This is a genomic window from Streptomyces litmocidini, assembly GCF_014649755.1.
Classification (GTDB): Bacteria; Actinomycetota; Actinomycetes; order Streptomycetales; family Streptomycetaceae; genus Streptomyces; species Streptomyces litmocidini.
In genome coordinates this window covers 1-16,155 of the sequence record NZ_BMTQ01000026.1, presented here as the reverse complement: position 1 = coordinate 16,155, position 16,155 = coordinate 1, and the positions used below count along the sequence as shown (strand labels likewise).

18 protein-coding genes are annotated in these 16,155 nt (G+C 72.1%); 14 read left to right on the top strand and 4 right to left on the bottom strand.

What is annotated here, in order from left to right:
* Positions 1 to 37: 37 nt before the first annotated feature.
* Positions 38 to 955, bottom strand: coding sequence for a MurR/RpiR family transcriptional regulator (locus tag IE180_RS33865; protein WP_190160786.1), 918 nt, complete (start codon positions 953 to 955; stop codon positions 38 to 40).
* Between the two features lie 146 nt (positions 956 to 1,101).
* On the opposite strand from IE180_RS33865, the gene IE180_RS33860 reads away from it, so the two are divergent.
* The gene (locus IE180_RS33860) at positions 1,102 to 1,458 is read left to right on the top strand and encodes a DUF8819 family protein (protein ID WP_190160785.1); all 357 of its coding nucleotides are present in this window, start codon (positions 1,102 to 1,104) and stop codon (positions 1,456 to 1,458) included.
* 13 nt (positions 1,459 to 1,471) lie between these two features.
* Positions 1,472 to 1,741, top strand: coding sequence for a DUF4031 domain-containing protein (locus IE180_RS33855; protein ID WP_190160784.1), 270 nt, complete (start codon positions 1,472 to 1,474; stop codon positions 1,739 to 1,741).
* Positions 1,742 to 1,855: 114 nt separating this feature from the next.
* Here IE180_RS33855 and IE180_RS33850 read toward each other — a convergent pair whose 3' ends face one another.
* From IE180_RS33850 to IE180_RS33840, 3 genes are all read right to left on the bottom strand, one after another.
* The gene (locus IE180_RS33850; protein ID WP_190160783.1) at positions 1,856 to 2,428 is read right to left on the bottom strand and encodes a dihydrofolate reductase family protein; all 573 of its coding nucleotides are present in this window, start codon (positions 2,426 to 2,428) and stop codon (positions 1,856 to 1,858) included.
* 122 nt (positions 2,429 to 2,550) lie between these two features.
* Positions 2,551 to 3,768: a Cmx/CmrA family chloramphenicol efflux MFS transporter gene (locus IE180_RS33845; RefSeq protein WP_190160812.1), complete on the bottom strand. Its 1,218-nt coding sequence runs from the start codon at positions 3,766 to 3,768 to the stop codon at positions 2,551 to 2,553.
* A gap of 334 nt (positions 3,769 to 4,102) precedes the next feature.
* Positions 4,103 to 4,801, bottom strand: coding sequence for an HD domain-containing protein (locus tag IE180_RS33840; RefSeq protein ID WP_190160782.1), 699 nt, complete (start codon positions 4,799 to 4,801; stop codon positions 4,103 to 4,105).
* A 146-nt stretch (positions 4,802 to 4,947) separates the two neighbouring features.
* Between IE180_RS33840 and IE180_RS33835 the strand changes: the two genes are divergently transcribed.
* The 12 genes from IE180_RS33835 to IE180_RS33780 form a co-directional block, all read left to right on the top strand.
* A complete protein-coding gene (locus IE180_RS33835) occupies positions 4,948 to 6,384 on the top strand; it encodes an MFS transporter (RefSeq protein WP_190160781.1) in 1,437 nt (478 codons plus the stop codon).
* A 103-nt stretch (positions 6,385 to 6,487) separates the two neighbouring features.
* A complete protein-coding gene (locus tag IE180_RS33830; RefSeq protein WP_190160780.1) occupies positions 6,488 to 7,657 on the top strand; it encodes a trans-sulfuration enzyme family protein in 1,170 nt (389 codons plus the stop codon).
* Between the two features lie 98 nt (positions 7,658 to 7,755).
* Positions 7,756 to 8,295 (top strand): MaoC family dehydratase, encoded by a 540-nt coding sequence (locus IE180_RS33825; RefSeq protein ID WP_190160779.1) that lies wholly within the window; start codon positions 7,756 to 7,758, stop codon positions 8,293 to 8,295.
* Positions 8,296 to 8,367: 72 nt separating this feature from the next.
* Positions 8,368 to 9,210, top strand: coding sequence for a class I SAM-dependent methyltransferase (locus IE180_RS33820; protein WP_190160778.1), 843 nt, complete (start codon positions 8,368 to 8,370; stop codon positions 9,208 to 9,210).
* The gene (locus tag IE180_RS33815; RefSeq protein WP_190160777.1) at positions 9,207 to 10,250 is read left to right on the top strand and encodes a class I SAM-dependent methyltransferase; all 1,044 of its coding nucleotides are present in this window, start codon (positions 9,207 to 9,209) and stop codon (positions 10,248 to 10,250) included. Before IE180_RS33820 ends, IE180_RS33815 begins: the two co-directional genes overlap by 4 nt.
* Before the next feature lie 26 nt (positions 10,251 to 10,276).
* Positions 10,277 to 11,170 (top strand): diiron oxygenase, encoded by an 894-nt coding sequence (locus IE180_RS33810; RefSeq protein ID WP_190160776.1) that lies wholly within the window; start codon positions 10,277 to 10,279, stop codon positions 11,168 to 11,170.
* Between the two features lie 32 nt (positions 11,171 to 11,202).
* On the top strand, positions 11,203 to 12,093 hold the full coding sequence (locus IE180_RS33805; RefSeq protein WP_190160775.1) for a class-II aminoacyl-tRNA synthetase family protein: 891 nt from the start codon (positions 11,203 to 11,205) through the stop codon (positions 12,091 to 12,093).
* 1 nt (position 12,094) lies between these two features.
* Positions 12,095 to 12,550, top strand: a complete 456-nt coding sequence (acpS, locus tag IE180_RS33800; RefSeq protein ID WP_190160774.1) for a holo-ACP synthase — start codon at positions 12,095 to 12,097, stop codon at positions 12,548 to 12,550.
* A 17-nt stretch (positions 12,551 to 12,567) separates the two neighbouring features.
* Positions 12,568 to 12,819, top strand: a complete 252-nt coding sequence (locus IE180_RS33795) for a phosphopantetheine-binding protein (RefSeq protein ID WP_190160773.1) — start codon at positions 12,568 to 12,570, stop codon at positions 12,817 to 12,819.
* Complete coding sequence (gene metK / locus IE180_RS33790; protein ID WP_190160772.1) at positions 12,816 to 14,039, top strand: methionine adenosyltransferase; 1,224 nt, start codon at positions 12,816 to 12,818, stop codon at positions 14,037 to 14,039. The genes IE180_RS33795 and metK overlap by 4 nt, the downstream gene beginning before the upstream one ends.
* 3 nt (positions 14,040 to 14,042) lie before the next feature.
* Positions 14,043 to 15,026 (top strand): carbohydrate kinase family protein, encoded by a 984-nt coding sequence (locus IE180_RS33785; protein WP_190160771.1) that lies wholly within the window; start codon positions 14,043 to 14,045, stop codon positions 15,024 to 15,026.
* Positions 15,023 to 16,155: homocysteine S-methyltransferase family protein (locus tag IE180_RS33780; protein ID WP_190160770.1), on the top strand; the 1,133-nt coding region annotated here is incomplete at its 3' end. The genes IE180_RS33785 and IE180_RS33780, both read left to right, overlap by 4 nt.

Sequence of the window (16,155 nt, the reverse complement as noted above, 5' to 3'; positions counted from 1 at the left end):
GGCGGCGACGGCGGCGCCGGTTCTGGGCGGGGTGCGGTCAGCGGGTGCGGGGGGAGTGGCGGTGGGCGAGGGCTTCGTACGAGGCGGCGAGGGCGGGAGCGGCCGTCTCGTACGTGCGCTGGGTGACGCAGGTGAACAGGCAGTCCACGACCAGGAGCTGGCTGGTGCGGGACGACATGGCGGCGGGGCGCAGTTCGCTCTCGCGGGCCGTGGAGGTGGTCAGGACGTGGTCGGCGTACTGGGTGACGGGGCCGTCCGGGCGGCCGGTGATGGCGACCGTGGTGGCGCCGTGGTCGAAGGCCACGCGCAGGGGTTCTATGACGTCTCCGGTGGAGCCGGAGTGGGTGATGGCGATGGCGACGTCCCCGGAGCGGAGCTGCACGGCGTTGGTGACGGCGAGGTGCGGGTCGCTGGGGGCGTGCGCGATCAGGCCGATCCGGAGCAGCTTCTGGCCGAGGTCCTGGGCGACGAGACCGGAGGCGCCGATGCCGTAGATGTCGATGCGGCGGGCGGCGGCGAGGGCGGCGACGGCGGCGCCGAGCTGGACGGTGTCGAGTCCGGCGGCGGTGTCGGCGAGGGTCTGCTGCTCGTCGTAGGCCAGCTTGGCGACGACGTCGGCGACGGGGTCGTCGACGGCGATGTCGGCGGTGACGGCCGGGGCGCGGCCGGACTGCTGCTGGGCGGCCAGGCCGGCGAGGGCGAGGCGGAGGTCGCGGTAGCCGGGGTAGCCGAGGAGCCGGGCGGTGCGGACGACGGTCGCCTCGCTGGTGCCGGTGAGCTCGGCGAGGCCGGTGACCGTGAGGGCGGCGCAGCCGGCCGGGTCTCCGGCGACGGCCTCGGCGACCCGCTGCATGGAGCGGGTCATGGACGGCGCGAGGGTCCGCACCTTGGCGGCGAGCGCGGCGGGGGCGGGGGGCGCGTCGCCGGTGAAACTTTCCTTCACGTCATTGGTCACACCTGAAAGCTACTTTCGGCGGAGTGGGGCGACAAGACCCCGTGGGCCCCCTTCGGCCCCGGATCCGGAGCGGCCCCCGCCCTTCTTCGCCCTCGGCTTCCCCTTCGGTTTCCTCTCCGGCGCGCGCGCCGGGTCACAATGGGTCCATGGACGACATCGACCCGGTGGAGCAGGCGCTGCACGCCGCTCGCGCGCTGGTTCTGGCCGACCTGGCGGCGCGGCAGGTGGCCGCCGCCCAGGTCGTGTCGATGGTGGAGGACGCGGTGACCCACCGGCGCTGGTGGGTCGAGCAGTGGCCCGAGGGGGTGTCGTACGTCGCCGGGCTCGTCGCCCAGGACGTGCAGGACACCCTGCTCGAACGGTACGGGCGCTGGCCGCTCTGTCCGGTCTGCTCCTCGGGCGATCCGCACGCCCTCGACGTGGAGCCGGAGCTCGGTCCCGACCCGCACTGGGTCTGCGGCAAGCAGGGCGTGGTGGTGGCCCCGGTGGGCGGCCTGACGTGAGGGGAGCCGGCGCGTGACCCTCTACATCGACCCGCCGACCTGGCCGGGCCACGGCCGCATGTGGTCGCACCTGGTCAGCGACGTCTCCTTCGAGGAGCTGCACGCCTTCGCCGCCTCGATCGGCGCCCCGCCGCGCGCCTTCGAGCGGGACCACTACGACATCCCCTCCGACCGGTACGCGGACGCGGTGGCGGCGGGCGCGATCGAGGTCGGCTCGAAGGAGCTGCTCCGGCACCTCACGGAGGCGGGCCTCCGGCGCCCGAAGGGCCGCCCGACGGCCTGACGCCCTGCCGGACGCCCTCCGGCACCGGCCCGCCCGGTCGCCCGGCGTTCTTGCCGGGAGGCGGCGCCGTCGAGGGTGATCATCCGGGTGGTCACGGGCGCCGCCGCAGGAGGGTCAGCGGACGACGTCGAACACGTTCTTCTGCAGGCCGTTCGCGTAGGCCTCGTGCTCGACCAGCTTCAGCTTCTGCGCGTCCTTGTCCGTGGTGCTGAAGAGGCGCTTGCCCGCGCCGAGCAGGAGCGGGAAGACGAGCAGGTGGTACCGGTCGATCAGGCCGGCGTCCGAGAGGGCCTGGTTCAGGGAGGCGCTGCCGTGGACGATGATCGGCCCGCCCTCGGTCTCCTTCAGGGCGGCGACCTCGTCGAGCGAGCGCAGGATCGTCGTCTCGCCCCAGTTCGACACGAGGTCGTCCTCGGTGAGGGTGGTGGAGACGACGTACTTCGGCATCGCCTTGTAGTCGGCGAAGTCCTCCATGTCGGGCCACACGGGGCTGAACGCCTCGTAGCTGGTCCGGCCCATCAGCATCGCGGCCGCCTCCTTCTGCTCGCGGCCCTTGATCTCGAACGCCTCGGGGAGGAACTCGACGTGCTGGAAGGTCCACCCGGAGTTGCGGTAGCCGGGTTCGCCGCCCGGGGCCTCCACGACGCCGTCGAGCGAGATGAAGGCGGTGCTGATCAGGGTGCGCATCTGGGGTTCCTCGGCTTCTCGTGTCCGGAGCTTCTCGTGTCCGGTGCGGGCAGTCATGATCTCTGACCGGTGGTCACGAGGAAACTCATCGCCCGCTCGCCGCCTTCCTTCCGGCGGGATCCTCAGCAGGAGGCCCCGGCCTGCCGCTCCTGTTCGCGGTTCTCCCTGGCCGCTCCCGAAGTCACCACCCGGGACGGGGACTTGTGGAGCTTGAGGGCGACCGCCGCGGTGGCGAGGCCCAGGGCCGTCATGGCCGCGCCCGCCCAGGCCGTGGAGGCGTAGCCGAGGCCGGCGTCGATGACGGTGCCGCCGAGCCAGGGGCCGCCGGTGTTGCCGAGGTTGAAGGCGGCGGTGGTGGTGGCGCCCGCGAGGGTGGGCGCGGCTCCGGCGACGTCGAACATGCGGGCGTTGAGGGCCGGGGCGGTGGCGAAGGCGGAGACGCCGAGGAGGAACGCGAGCAGGACCGTGACGACGGGGCTGGACGCGAAGAGGGCCAGGGCGGTCAGGAAGACGGTCGAGGCGGCGATGCCGCTGAGCAGCACCCCGAAGAGGTGGGCGTCGGCGACGCGGCCGCCGATCGTCGTACCGACCAGGGCGCCGATGCCGAAGAGGCCGAGGACGGCCGAGACCCAGCTCTCGTCGAGTCCGGAGACGTCGGTGAGGAGCGGGGCGAGGTAGGAGAAGGCGCAGAAGACGCCGCCCGCGGCGAGCGCGGTGACCGTGACGGAGAGGAGGACCTGCCGGTCGCGGTAGATGGCCAGTTCCCGCTTGAGGCGCGGCCTGGTCTCGGGGAGGGGGAGGTGCGGGATGCGGGTGACGACGCCCACGAGTGCGATCGCGGAGGCCGCGCCGACCGCCCAGAACGCCGAGCGCCAGCCGAGGTGCTCGCCGAGGAACGCGCCGGCGGGGACGCCGAGGACGTTGGCGACGGACAGGCCGCCGATCATGACGGCCATCGCCCTGGCGCGGGAGCCGACCGGGACCATCGCGATGGCGACGGCCGCGCCGACCGCCCAGAACCCGGCGCAGGCGAGCGCGCTCACGACGCGGGAGGCGAAGAGGACGGCGTAGTTCGGGGCCAGCGCGCCGGCGACCTGCCCGAGGCCGAAGACGGTGATGAGGGCGACGAGCGTCGTCTTGCGGGGCAGCCGGAGCGTGGCGACGGCGAGCAGCGGCGCGCCGACGACCATGCCGACGGCGAAGGCGGAGATGAGCAGTCCGGCGCGGGGGATGGAGACGCCCATGTCCTCCGCAATGGGCGGCAGGAGTCCGGACAGCATGAACTCGCTCGTGCCGAGGGCGAAGACGGAGAGGCCGAGGACGTGGACGGCCAGGGGCATGCGGGTGGCGGGCGGGGTGTCGGTGGCGGGGGGCGCGGACTCGGCTGAGGAAGACGGCATGACATGCGTCAACCTGCTTTTTGTTCCTGTCATTCCGCGGTGGCCCGAACGTCTTGGGATGCGGGACGGAGCCGTTCCGGCGCCCGTTCCCCACGCCGGGTGGCGAGGTGGTCGACGAGGGGGTCGCCCTGTCCGGCCCGGGCCGTCGCGGACCGCACGGAGGCGGCCGGCGACGACGAGCGGATCGCGCCGAGGGCGGGAGGGACGATCGTGCCGGCGGCGGGTTTCCTCCCCCGTCGCATGCCGGCGCCGGCGGGCCCGTCCGGCGGCCTGCTCACTCCTTGCCGGACGTGCCCGCCAGTTCCGCCAGTTCCCGCTCCAGGTTCTCCCGGGCCCGCCCCTCCCAGGCCGCCGCGCCGTAGGGGGTGCGGAAGAGGCGGGGGAGGGAGAGGAGGCGGCGGAGGACGGTGGCGCGGCCTTCGCGGAAGGCGTCGGCGGGGACGAAGGAGTACTCCTCGCGGACCGCCGCCGCATACCCCCGGTACGCATCGGGGCCGGTGGCCAGGACGGCGAGGTCCGCGTCGCAGAGGGTCTCGCCGTTGAGGTCGCCGGGGGCCGGGTCGTGGGTGGTGGTGAGGCGGACCAGGCGGGCCACCTCGGTGACCTCGCGCGGGGTGAGGCCGGCTTCGGTGAGGGCCTTCTCGGCCAGGGCGGCCGAGCGTTCCTCGTTCTCCGAGCGGTCCGGGCGGTAGACGGCGTCGTGGAACCAGGCGGCGAGGCGCACGAGTTCCAGTTCGCCGCCCTCCCCGCCCTGGTCGGCGAGTTCGTCGATGCGGTCGAGGACCGCCCTCAGGTGGGTGACCGTGTGGTAGCGGCGCTGCGGCTCGGCCCAGCGGGACAGCAGGTTCCGGCCGTACGGGGCGGGGTCGGGGCCCTCGCGGCCGGCGCGGGCGGCGAGCAGGGTGGCGTTCCACCGCTGCAGTAGATCCGGATCCAGGTCCAGATCCCGGGCGTGCTCTTCCTCGGTGGTCATGAGGGGCATTGTGCCCGGCCGGGGGTGCGGAGCGAGTGCTTCCCGCGCGCCCTCATCTCGGTCTTACATACCCCCCATGGGTATGCTACGGTGCTCCGCACAGGTACCCCCTAGGGGTATGCAGCAGCGAGTGAAGGGTCAGGGCAATGTCAACCGTCAATCCCCGGCGCTGGTGGGCACTTGTCGTGCTCGCCGCCGCTCAGTTCATGGTCATCATGGACACCTCGATCATCGGGGTCGCGCTCCCCGAGATGCAGAAGGACCTGGGCTTCTCGCAGAGCGAGCTCCAGTGGATCTTCAACGCCTACGTGATCGTCTTCGGCGGTCTGCTGCTCCTCGGCGGACGCCTCTCCGACCTCGTCGGAGCCCGCAGGATCTTCGTCTCCGGCTGGGCGGTCATGATCGCCGGCTCGGTCGTGGCCGCGGCCGCGCAGACCGCCTGGGTCGAGATCGTCGGCCGCGCCGTCCAGGGCGTCGGCGGCGCGCTGATCGCGCCCTCCGCCATGACCCTGCTCATGATGCTCTTCATGCACGACCCGAAGGAGCTCGGCAAGGCGATGGCGCTCTACGGCGCCGCGGCCCCCGCCGGCGGCACCGCGGGCGTCTTCCTCGGTGGCGTCTTCACCGAGTGGGTGAGCTGGCAGTGGGTCTTCATCATCTACATCCCGATCGGCCTCGCGACCCTCGCCGCGGCCAAGCTCCTCCCGAACGTCGAGTCCCGCCGCGGCTCCGTCGACGTCCTCGGCGCCGTCGCCGTCACCGCCGGCCTCGCGCTCGCCGTCTTCGCCGTCGTCCGCGCCCCCGAGGTCGGCTGGGGCGCCACCGCCACCGTCCTGGAACTGGCCGGTGCCGCCGTCCTGCTGGTCCTCTTCCTCGTCGTCCAGAAGGGCATCCGCGAGCCCCTCATGCCGCTCAGTGTCTGGCGGGTCCCGCGCCTGGGCTCGGCCAACCTGGCCATGACGCTGCTCGGCGCCGCCTGGATCCCGATGTGGTACTTCCTCAACCTGTACCTCCAGCAGGTCCTGGGCTTCGGAGCCTTCGAGTCCGGCGCCGCGCTGCTCCCGATGACCGTGCTCCTCATGATCTTCATGACGGCCGTCACCGCGCGGCTCATGATGAAGGTCGGCGCCAAGCCGCTCATCGCGGGCGGTCTGCTGGTCCTCGCCGCCGGTCTGGTCTGGCTGGCCGCCGTCGAGCCCACCGGCACCTTCCTGGTCGACGTCCTGCCGGCCTCGCTGGTCGCCGCGCTCGGCATGTCCCTCGCCTACATCCCGACGATGATGACCGCGATGTCCGGCGCCCCGCAGGAGCAGGCCGGTCTCGCCTCCGGCATCGTCAACACCACCTACAACGTGGGCTCCGCGCTCGGCCTCGCCGCGCTCACCGCCGTCGCCATGTCGCAGGGCGCCGACCAGCTCGGCAACCTGCCGAAGCTGACGGACGGCTTCTCCTCCGCCTTCATCGGCGCCGCGATCGTCGCCGCCGTCGGCGGTGTGGTCACCCTGCTCGTCATGAAGGGCGACAAGGCGGTCGCGGCCGAGGCCGCCGCCCCCGCCCCGCAGGGCGAGAAGGTCGTGGCCTGATCCGAAGCCGGGTCGCACCCCGATCCGAAGACAGAAGGGGCCGCCCGATGTCCGCTCCACCGGACGTCGGGCGGCCCCTTTCCCGTATCCAGGAAGGAACGCCGTGGAGCTCAACACCCGTGCCGTGCACGTCGTCAACGAACCGTTCCCCCCGGGGAGCCGGCCGCTCTCCGTGCCCCTCGTCCAGTCCTCCGCCTTCGCCTTCGACTCCGCCGCCGAGCTCGCCGGGGCGATGGCCGACCCCGACGGCCGGTACGTCTACGGCCGCCGCGGCAACCCGACCGTCCGGGCCCTGGAGCAGACCCTCGCCGGCCTGGAGGGAGGGGAGGGGGCCATCGCCTTCGCCTCCGGCATGGGTGCCATCAGCGGGGTGCTGCTCGCCCTCCTGCGGCCCGGCGACCGGGTGGTCGCCCAGCGCTGCCTGTACGGGGGGACGCACGCGGTCCTGTCGGACCTGGCCGAGCGGTACGGCATCGAGGTCGTACGGGTGTCCGGCGACGATCCGGCCGAGCTGGAGGCCGCAGGCGCCCATCCCGCCACCCGGCTCCTCGTCCTGGAGACGATCGCCAACCCCACCGGCCAGGTCCCCGACCTGCCCGGACTGCTCGCCACGGCCCGCGCCCTCGGGGTGACGAGCCTGGTCGACAACTCGCTCGCCTCACCGGTGCTGTGCCGTCCCCTGGAGCTCGGTGCCGACGTCGTCGTGCACTCCACCACCAAGTACCTCTCCGGGCACTCGGACGTCCTCGGCGGCGCCGCCGTCTTCGCGGACGACGGGCTGCGCCGCCGGGTCTGGCCCCGCACGGTCGAACTCGGCGCCTGCGCGGACCCGTTCGCGGCCTGGCTCACCCTGCGCGGGATCCCCACGCTGCCGCTGCGGATGCGCGAGCACTGCGCCAACGCCGCGGCGCTCGCCGAGCTCCTCGCGGCCCGCCCCGGCGTCACGGCCGTCCACTACCCCTGGCGCGCCGGCCACCCCTCGTACGCCACCGCCCGGAAGGTCCTCGCGGGCGGCGGCGGGCTGCTCTCCTTCGAGCTCGCCGGGGGCCGGGAGGCGGGCCGGGCCTTCATCGAGCGCGTACGGCTCGCGAAGCTCGCGCTCTCGCTCGGCGGCGTGGAGACGCTGGTGGCCCATCCGGCGTCCACCTCCCACCGCGAGCTGGACGCGGACGCCCTCGCGGCGGCGGGGATCGCTCCCGGGCTCGTGCGGATGTCCGTCGGCATCGAGGACGTGGAGGACCTCTGGGAGGACGTCGAACAGGCCCTCCGATGAGGCGGATCGAGCGTTCTTTTGGGTTGACAAAATAAATGGTCGATTCGTAGATTGGATGTGCCAGGAAACGCAGACTCCTAGGTCAAGGGGGGCGCTCGATGCGCTACTTCGAGGACTTCCGGCCCGGCGACGTCCACGAGCTGGGCACCGTCACCGTCACGGCGGAGGAGGTGCTGGAGTTCGGCAGGCGCTTCGACCCGCAGCCCTTCCACACGGACCCCGAGCTCGCGAAGGACTCGCCGTTCGGCGGTCTGATCGCGAGCGGGTTCCACACGCAGGCGATGTTCATGCGCCGCTACGTCGACGGACTGCTCGCCTACAGCGCCTGTACGGGCTCGCCCGGCATCGACGAGGTCCGCTACCTGCGGCCCGTCCGCCCGGGTGACGTCCTCACCGCCCGCGTCGAGATCCTCGGCGCCACCCCGTCGCCGTTCCAGCCCGCCACCGGCACCGTCAAGCCGCGGTGCACGCTCGTGGCCCCCGACGGGACGGCCGTGTTCAGCATGATCCTGCACAGCATCTTCCGCCGGCGCCCCGCCGACGCCGAGGCCGGCCATCTGTCGTCGATGCCCGCGGCCGAGGACCCCGTCGCCTGCGTGCGACCGGCCAAGACCTGCGCCACGGCCATGAGCGCCTGACGGACCGTCCTTCGTCGGGCCCCTGAACACGGCCGTCCGAATCACCAGACACCAACCGAAGGGGGACCTCCTGTGGAGGCCGTATCCCGCACCGCCCAGTGGACCGCCGCCGCGCGCGCCCTGGAGACCGAGCGCGAGGACCGGCTGTTCGCCGATCCCTACGCGCGCACCGTCGCCGACGAGATCGGCTTCGAACTGCTCGCGCGCTACGACGGGGGCGGCATCGTGCCGTTCCTCGCCATCCGCACCACCTACCTCGACCGGGCCATCGTGAAGGCGGTGGAGGAGCGCGGCATCCGTCAGGTCGTCTTCCTCGCCGCCGGCATGGACACCCGCTTCTTCCGGCTGCCCTGGCCCGACGGCGTCACCGTCTACGAGCTCGACCGCCCGGCCCTCCTGGAGGCCAAGGCCGAGATGCTCAAGGACGAGCCGCAGCCCGCCGGCCGCACCCGGGTCCCGATCCCGGTCGACCTCACGCAGGACTGGACCGGCCCCCTGAAGGAGGCCGGCTGGAAGAGCGAGGAGCCGGTCCTGTGGGTGGTCGAGGGCCTGCTGTTCTTCCTGCCCGAGCAGGCCGTGCGCACCCTCATCTCGACCCTCTCCGCGCACGCCGCTCCCGGCTCCGTGCTGCTCGGCGACGTCATCTCGAAGTCCGCCCTGGAGAACCCGCTGGCCCGCACCTTCATGAGCGCGCTCAAGGAGGACGGCAACCCGTGGCTCTTCGGCACCGAGGAGCCCGAGGCGCTGCTCGCCGACTGCGGCTGGGCCGTGCGCGAGGTCAAGCAGCCCGGTGAGGACGGCGCCGCCTTCGACCGCTGGCCCTACCCGGTGCCGGCCCGCTCCGTGCCGCGCGTCCCCCGCTCCTTCCTGTTCACGTGTGACCTGCCGACGTACGAGGAGGAGAAGGCCGCATGAGCGCCCACGACTTCCACCAGAGGGTCATCACCGACGCGGGCGCGGCCGTCCGCGGCCTGACCGTCGCCCTCGGCGAGCGCCTCGGCCTCTACAGGGCCCTCGCCTCCGAAGGCCCCCTGACCGCCGGGCAGCTCGCCGCGAGGACCGGCACGAACGAGCGGTACATCGAGGAGTGGCTGCACGCCCAGCTCTCCGCCGGGTACGTCGAGCGGCACCCCAGCTCCCTCACGTACACGCTCCCCGCCGACCACGTCGAGGTCCTCGCCGACCCGAAGGCGGTCACCTACGCCGCCGGGTTCTTCACCGCCCTCAAGGCGCTGTACGCCACCGAGGACCTGCTCGTCGACGCGTACCGCACCGGCGACGGCGTCGGCTGGGCCGAGCACGACGCGGCCCTCGACACCGGCATGGGCTCCTTCTTCCAGCCCACGTACGAGCACAAGCTCGTCCCGGACTGGCTGCCCGCCCTCCACCAGGTCACGGAGAAACTGACGGACGGCGGCACCGTCGCCGACGTCGGCTGCGGCGTCGGGCACACCACCCTGCTCATCGCGAAGGCCTTCCCGAACGCCACCGTCCACGGCTTCGACTACTCGGAGGAGGCCATCTCGATCGCGCGGGAGCTCGCCGAGGAGGCCGGTCTGTCCGACCGGGTCGTCTTCGAGGTCGCCTCCGCCGACGACTACCCCGGCTCCGGCTACGACCTGGTGTGCTTCTTCAACGCCCTGCACGACATGGGCGATCCGGTGGCCGCCGCCCAGCACGTCCACAAGTCGCTCGACGCGGACGGCACCTGGATGCTCGTCGAGTCCAACGTCTCCCCGCAGGACATCGACACCCAGACCCCCGCCGCCCGCATGTTCATGGCCCTGTCCGCCGTGATGTGCCTGCCGGTCGCGGTCGCTCAGCGCGGCCCGCACGCCCTCGGCAACCACTCCGGCGAGAAGGCCTTCCGGGCCATCGCCGAGGAGGCCGGCTTCACCCGCTGGCGGCGCGCCACCGAGACCCCCGTCAACGCGGTCTATGAGGTCCGTCCTTAACCCCCTACGTCACAAGGAGCAACCACATGACCGCCATCGCTCCCCTGCCGGTCACCGACCGCTTCATGGAGGTCCTCAGCCGCCTCAGCGAGCGCTCGGTCGAGGACTACTACAACCCGTACCAGACCTTCCAGTGGCCCGAGACGCTGGAGGAGAACCGTTTCTGGATGACGCCGGAGCTGCTCACCGTCTACGGCACCGAGCACTTCGACACCCTCGGTGAGGAAACGCTTCAGCGCCTGTCGAAGTGGGAGTCCATCAACTTCTACAGCCTCAACGTGCACGGCATCCGCGAACTCCTCATCGAGGTCGTCGGCCGCATCCACATGCCCGGCTTCGAAGTCCCCTCGGACTTCTTCCACCACTTCATCGGCGAGGAGAACGAACACATGTGGTTCTTCTCCGAGTTCTGCCGGCGCTACGGCCACAAGATCTACGGCTCCACCGCCATGCGCGCCGACGCGGCCTGGGAGCCCGAGGTCGAGAACTTCCTCGTCTTCACCCGCATCCTCTTCTTCGAGGAGCTCGTCGACCACTACAACTCCCGGATGGCGAAGGACGACTCCCTCTGCCACACCATCCGCGAGGTCAACCGCATCCACCACCAGGACGAGTCCCGCCACATCGCCTTCGGGCGCGAGCTGGTCTCCCTGCTCCACCAGCGGATGTGCCAGGCCGTGAGCGCCGACCGGGTCCGCGAGGTCGAGGCGTACCTCAAGCGGTACGTCGTCTACAGCACCAACTCCCTCTACAACCCGCACGTCTACCGCGACGCCGGCATCGCCGACCCGCTGGCCCTGCGCAACGCGCTGGTCGCCGACGAGCGCCGCCGCCCCCACGAGCGCAAGGCGATCCGCAAGCCGCTCGCCTTCTTCCTGAAGACCGGGATCTTCTCCGACGACACCCTGCCCGTCGTCTGACAGGAACCTCCCACCCGAGAGGTGCACCGACCATGACCACGACGACCCCCGAGCAGAACGTCGGGGAGACCAGGGGCCTGCCCTCGCTCGGCCCGGAGGGGACCCGCCTGCTGCGGCTCCTCGACGACACCTTCGAGGGCTGGGGAGTGACCGCGGGCGCCCGCCCGATGACCATGCCCCCGCTCCTGCCCGCCGCCGACCTGGCGAAGCTCGACTACTACGACAACTTCCCCCACCAGGCCGTCGTCGCCGCCCCGCTCGACCTGGAGCGCCGCGCGACCACGCCCTTCGACACCACCGCCGGCCGCTTCCCGAGCGACGCCCTCGAACCCGCCGCGCTCGGCCTGCCCTCGGCGTCCTGCTACGCCGTCTACCTCGACCACCGGGGCACCCGGGTCGCGGACGACACCCTCGTCACGATCTGCTCCTGGTGCTTCCGCAAGGAGACCCACTACGAGGGCATGCGGCGCCAGCTCGGCTTCCGCATGCGGGAGGTCGTCGCGATCGGCTCGCGCGAGCACGCCGAGACGCACCTCGCGGACTTCACCACCCGCATCCAGGCCTTCGCGGCGGCGCTCGACCTGCCGCTGCGCAAGGAGGCCGCCTGCGACCCCTTCTTCGACAAGGGCAGCTCCAAGGCGGTCCTCCAGCGGCTCACCCCCGTGAAGTACGAGTTCCTGTACGAGGACCTGGCGATCGCCTCGGTCAACACGCACCGGAACTTCTTCGGCGACCGCTGCGACATCACCCTCGCGTCGACCGGCGGACCGGCCTTCACCAGCTGCGTCGCCTTCGGCCTGGAGCGCTGGCTGTCCGCGCTGACCCGGCGCCACGGCAGCTGGGAGGCCGCCACCCGGGCGGTGCGGGACGCCTCCCGCCGGATGCCGGCCGGTGCGAGCGGCGCGGCCGGGCCGGTGATCTGACGTGCCGGCCCGTCCCGCCGCCCCGCCGGCGGGCGGACTGGGGTGGGCGAACCTCGGCATGGACATCGTGTCCGTCAACCGTGTCCGCAGGCTCCTCGCCCAGTACGGGGAGCGGTTCTTCGAGCGGATGCTCACCCCCGGCGAGCTCGCCGACTGCCGTACGTCCTCCGGGCTCGACGTCCTGAGCCTGTGCGGGCGGATCGCGGCGAAGGAAGCGGCGTTCAAGACCTTACGGGTCAGGGGCAGGTTCCTGCCGTGGCCGGACATCGTGGTGCGGCGCTCCGAGGGCGGCTGGCCGCTCGTGGAGCTGCACCGGACGGCCGCCGAGATGGCCGCGGAGTCCGGCATCACCGAGATCACCGTGTCCATCAGCCACGACGTGGACTACGCGGTCGCGGTCGCGGCGCCGATCATCGCCCCCACCCCCTACGTATCCAGCACCCCCAACGAGCAGTAGCTAAAAGGAGAGCAACCATGGCCGACGGCCTGCAGACGGTGAAGAACTGGATCCTCGAGCGTCACCCCGAGCGCGACGACATCGCGTCCGACCTCGACCTGATCGAGAACCGGCTCATCGACTCGCTGTCCTTCGTCGAGTTCGTCTTCCTCCTGGAGCAGGAGAGCGGCACCGCCATCCAGATGGAGACCCTGGAGGTCGACTCCATCCGCACGCTCGGCGCCATCGAGCAGCACTTCTTCAAGGCCCCGGCGGAGGTCCAGGCATGAGCCGCCGCCTCTTCACCTCGGAGTCCGTGACCGAGGGCCACCCCGACAAGATCGCCGACCGGATCTCCGACACCATCCTCGACGCGCTGCTCGCCGAGGACCCCCACTCCCGGGTGGCCGTCGAGACCCTGATCACCACCGGCCAGGTCCACATCGCCGGCGAGGTCACCACCTCCGCGTACGCGCCGATAGCCCAGCTGGTGCGCGACGCCGTCCTCGACATCGGCTACGACTCCTCCGCGAAGGGCTTCGACGGCGCCTCCTGCGGCGTGTCGGTGTCCATCGGCGCCCAGTCGCCGGACATCGCGCAGGGCGTCGACACCGCCCACGAGGTTCGGGTGGAAGGGTTCGCCCGGAGGGACGAGGACGCCGAGCTGGCGGCCCAGGGCGCCGGCGACCAGGGCCTGATGTTCGGCTACGCCTGCGACGACACGGCCGAGCTGATGCCGCTGCCGATCGCCCTCGCCCACCGCCTCTCCCGGCGGCTCACCGAGGTCCGCAAGGACGGCACCGTGCCGTACCTGCGTCCCGACGGCAAGACGCAGGTCACCATCGAGTACGACGGCGACCGCCCCGTCCGCCTCGACACGGTCGTCGTCTCCTCCCAGCACGCCGCCGACATCTCCGTCGAGGGCCTGCTCACCCCGGACGTCCGCGAGTACGTCGTCGAGCACGTCCTGAAGCAGCTCGTCGAGGAGGGCGTCAGCCTGGAGTCCGACGGCTACCGGCTCCTGGTCAACCCGACCGGCCGCTTCGAGGTCGGCGGCCCGATGGGCGACGCCGGACTCACCGGCCGGAAGATCATCATCGACACGTACGGCGGCATGGCCCGGCACGGCGGCGGCGCCTTCTCCGGCAAGGACCCGTCGAAGGTGGACCGCTCGGCGGCGTACGCCATGCGCTGGGTCGCGAAGAACGTCGTCGCGGCCGGTCTGGCGAAGCGCTGCGAGGTGCAGGTCGCGTACGCGATCGGCAAGGCCGAGCCGGTCGGCCTCTTCGTGGAGACCTTCGGGACGGGCGCGCTCCCGGACGAGAGGATCCAGGAGGCGATCGGCGAGGTCTTCGACCTGCGGCCGGCGGCGATCATCCGCGACCTGGACCTCAAGCGGCCGATCTACGCGGCGACGGCGGCGTACGGCCACTTCGGCCGCGAGCTCCCCGACTTCACCTGGGAGCGCACGGACCGGGTGGAGGCCCTGAAGAAGGCAGCGGGGGCGTAGGCCATGCGCATCGCTGTCACGGGATCCATCGCGACCGACCATCTGATGACCTTCCCCGGCCGGTTCAGCGAGCAGCTGCTCGCCGACCGGCTCGACCGGGTCTCCCTGTCGTTCCTCGCCGACAACCTGGAGGTCAGGCGCGGCGGAGTGGCAGCGAACATCGCCTTCGGGCTCGGTGTCCTCGGACTGCGGCCCGCCCTCGTGGGCGCGGTCGGCGCCGACTTCGAGCCGTACCGGGTCTGGCTGAAGGACCACGGCGTGGACACCGACTCGGTGCGCGTCAGCGAGTCGCTCCACACCGCCCGCTTCGTCTGTACCACCGACCGGGCCCAGAACCAGATCGCCACCTTCTACGCGGGGGCGATGGCCGAGGCGCGCGAGATCGACCTCCGCGAGGTCGCCGCGCGCACCGGCCGCCTGGAACTGGTCCTGGTCTCCCCGGACGACCCCGAGGCCATGCTCCGGCACACCCGCGCCTGCCGTGACCTGGGGATCCCCTTCGCCGCCGACCCCTCGCAGCAGCTGGCGCGGCTCGACGGGGAACAGGTGCGGGAGCTGGTGGACGGGGCCCGGTTCCTGTTCACCAACGAGTACGAGACGGCGCTCCTCCTGGAGAGGACCGGCTGGCCCCGGGAGGAGGTCCTGCGCCGCGTCGGCACCTGGGTCACCACCCACGGCGAGGCCGGCGTCCGCATCCGGGGCGAGGGCCGGGAGCCGCTCTCCGTGCCCGCCGTGGAGGTCCCCGCGGTCGCCGACCCCACCGGCGTCGGCGACGCCTTCCGCGCCGGGTTCCTCGCGGGAACGCTGTGGGGCGTGCCCGAGCGGTGCGCGGCCCAGCTGGGCTGCGCGGTCGCGGCGACCGTCCTCGCCTCCGTGGGGACGCAGGAGTACCGGCTGCACCGGGACTCCCTCCTGGACCGGATCAGGACGACGTACGGCGTCGGCTGCACGGCGACGCTCGTCACCCACCTGAGGGGGCTCACATGAGGCCGTCGCTCAGGGAGGAGTTCGCGACGCGGGTCGTCGTCGCCGACGGGGCGATGGGCACCATGCTCCAGGCCGCCGACCCGTCGATGGACGACTTCCGGCAGCTGGAGGGCTGCAACGAGATCCTCAACCTCACGCGCCCCGACATCGTCGCCGCCGTCCACGACGCCTACTTCTCGGTCGGCGTGGACTGCGTCGAGACCAACACCTTCGGGGCGAACCTGACCGCGCTCGCCGAGTACGGCATCGAGAACCAGGTGTACGAACTGTCCGAGGCCGGCGCCCGCATCGCCCGCGCCTCCGCCGACGCCCACACGGCCGCCGACGGGCGCCCCCGCTGGGTCCTCGGCTCCATGGGACCCGGCACGAAGCTGCCGACCCTGGGACACGTCACGTACGGGCCGCTCCGGGACGCCTTCCAGCAGAACGCGGAGGGCCTGATCCGCGGCGGCGCCGACGCCCTGCTCATCGAGACCTCGCAGGACCTGCTCCAGACGAAGGCGGCCGTCGTCGGCGCCCGCCGGGCCCTCGACTGGGTCGGCGTGGACCTGCCCGTGATCGTGCAGGTCACGGTGGAGACGACGGGCACGATGCTGCTCGGCTCGGAGATCGGCGCGGCGCTGACCGCCCTGGAGCCGCTCGGCATCGACATGATCGGCCTGAACTGCGCCACGGGCCCGGTGGAGATGGCCGAGCACCTGCGGCACCTCTCCCGGCACGCCCGGATCCCGATCTCGGTCATGCCGAACGCGGGCCTGCCGGTCCTGACCGCCGACGGCGCCCACTACCCCCTGTCGCCGACCGAACTGGCCGACGCCCAGGAGAACTTCGTACGGGAGTACGGACCGGCCCTGGTCGGCGGCTGCTGCGGGACGACCCCGGAGCACCTGCGGGAGATCGTGGCGCGGGTGCGCGGCGCTGCCGTGCTCGACCGCCGGCCGGTCCCCGAACCCGGGGCGTCCTCCCTGTACGGGCACGTGCCGTTCCGGCAGGACACCTCGTACCTGGCGATCGGCGAGCGGACCAACGCCAACGGGTCGAAGAAGTTCCGGGAGGCCATGCTGGAGGGTCGCTGGGACGACTGCGTGGAGATGGCGCGGGACCAGATCCGCGAGGGCGCGCACATGCT

Excerpts from the sequence above, each read along its gene's own strand:
- IE180_RS33850 (WP_190160783.1), bottom strand. The coding sequence starts at position 2,428 with ATGCGCACCCTGATCAGCACCGCCTTCATCTCGCTCGACGGCGTCGTG.
- IE180_RS33860 (WP_190160785.1), top strand. The coding sequence starts at position 1,102 with ATGGACGACATCGACCCGGTGGAGCAGGCGCTGCACGCCGCTCGCGCG.
- IE180_RS33835 (WP_190160781.1), top strand. The coding sequence starts at position 4,948 with ATGTCAACCGTCAATCCCCGGCGCTGGTGGGCACTTGTCGTGCTCGCC.
- metK (WP_190160772.1), top strand. The coding sequence starts at position 12,816 with ATGAGCCGCCGCCTCTTCACCTCGGAGTCCGTGACCGAGGGCCACCCC.
- IE180_RS33810 (WP_190160776.1), top strand. The coding sequence starts at position 10,277 with ATGACCGCCATCGCTCCCCTGCCGGTCACCGACCGCTTCATGGAGGTC.
- IE180_RS33815 (WP_190160777.1), top strand. The coding sequence starts at position 9,207 with ATGAGCGCCCACGACTTCCACCAGAGGGTCATCACCGACGCGGGCGCG.
- IE180_RS33785 (WP_190160771.1), top strand. The coding sequence starts at position 14,043 with ATGCGCATCGCTGTCACGGGATCCATCGCGACCGACCATCTGATGACC.
- IE180_RS33805 (WP_190160775.1), top strand. The coding sequence starts at position 11,203 with ATGACCACGACGACCCCCGAGCAGAACGTCGGGGAGACCAGGGGCCTG.
- IE180_RS33840 (WP_190160782.1), bottom strand. The coding sequence starts at position 4,801 with ATGACCACCGAGGAAGAGCACGCCCGGGATCTGGACCTGGATCCGGAT.
- IE180_RS33795 (WP_190160773.1), top strand. The coding sequence starts at position 12,568 with ATGGCCGACGGCCTGCAGACGGTGAAGAACTGGATCCTCGAGCGTCAC.
- IE180_RS33825 (WP_190160779.1), top strand. The coding sequence starts at position 7,756 with ATGCGCTACTTCGAGGACTTCCGGCCCGGCGACGTCCACGAGCTGGGC.
- IE180_RS33845 (WP_190160812.1), bottom strand. The coding sequence starts at position 3,768 with ATGCCCCTGGCCGTCCACGTCCTCGGCCTCTCCGTCTTCGCCCTCGGC.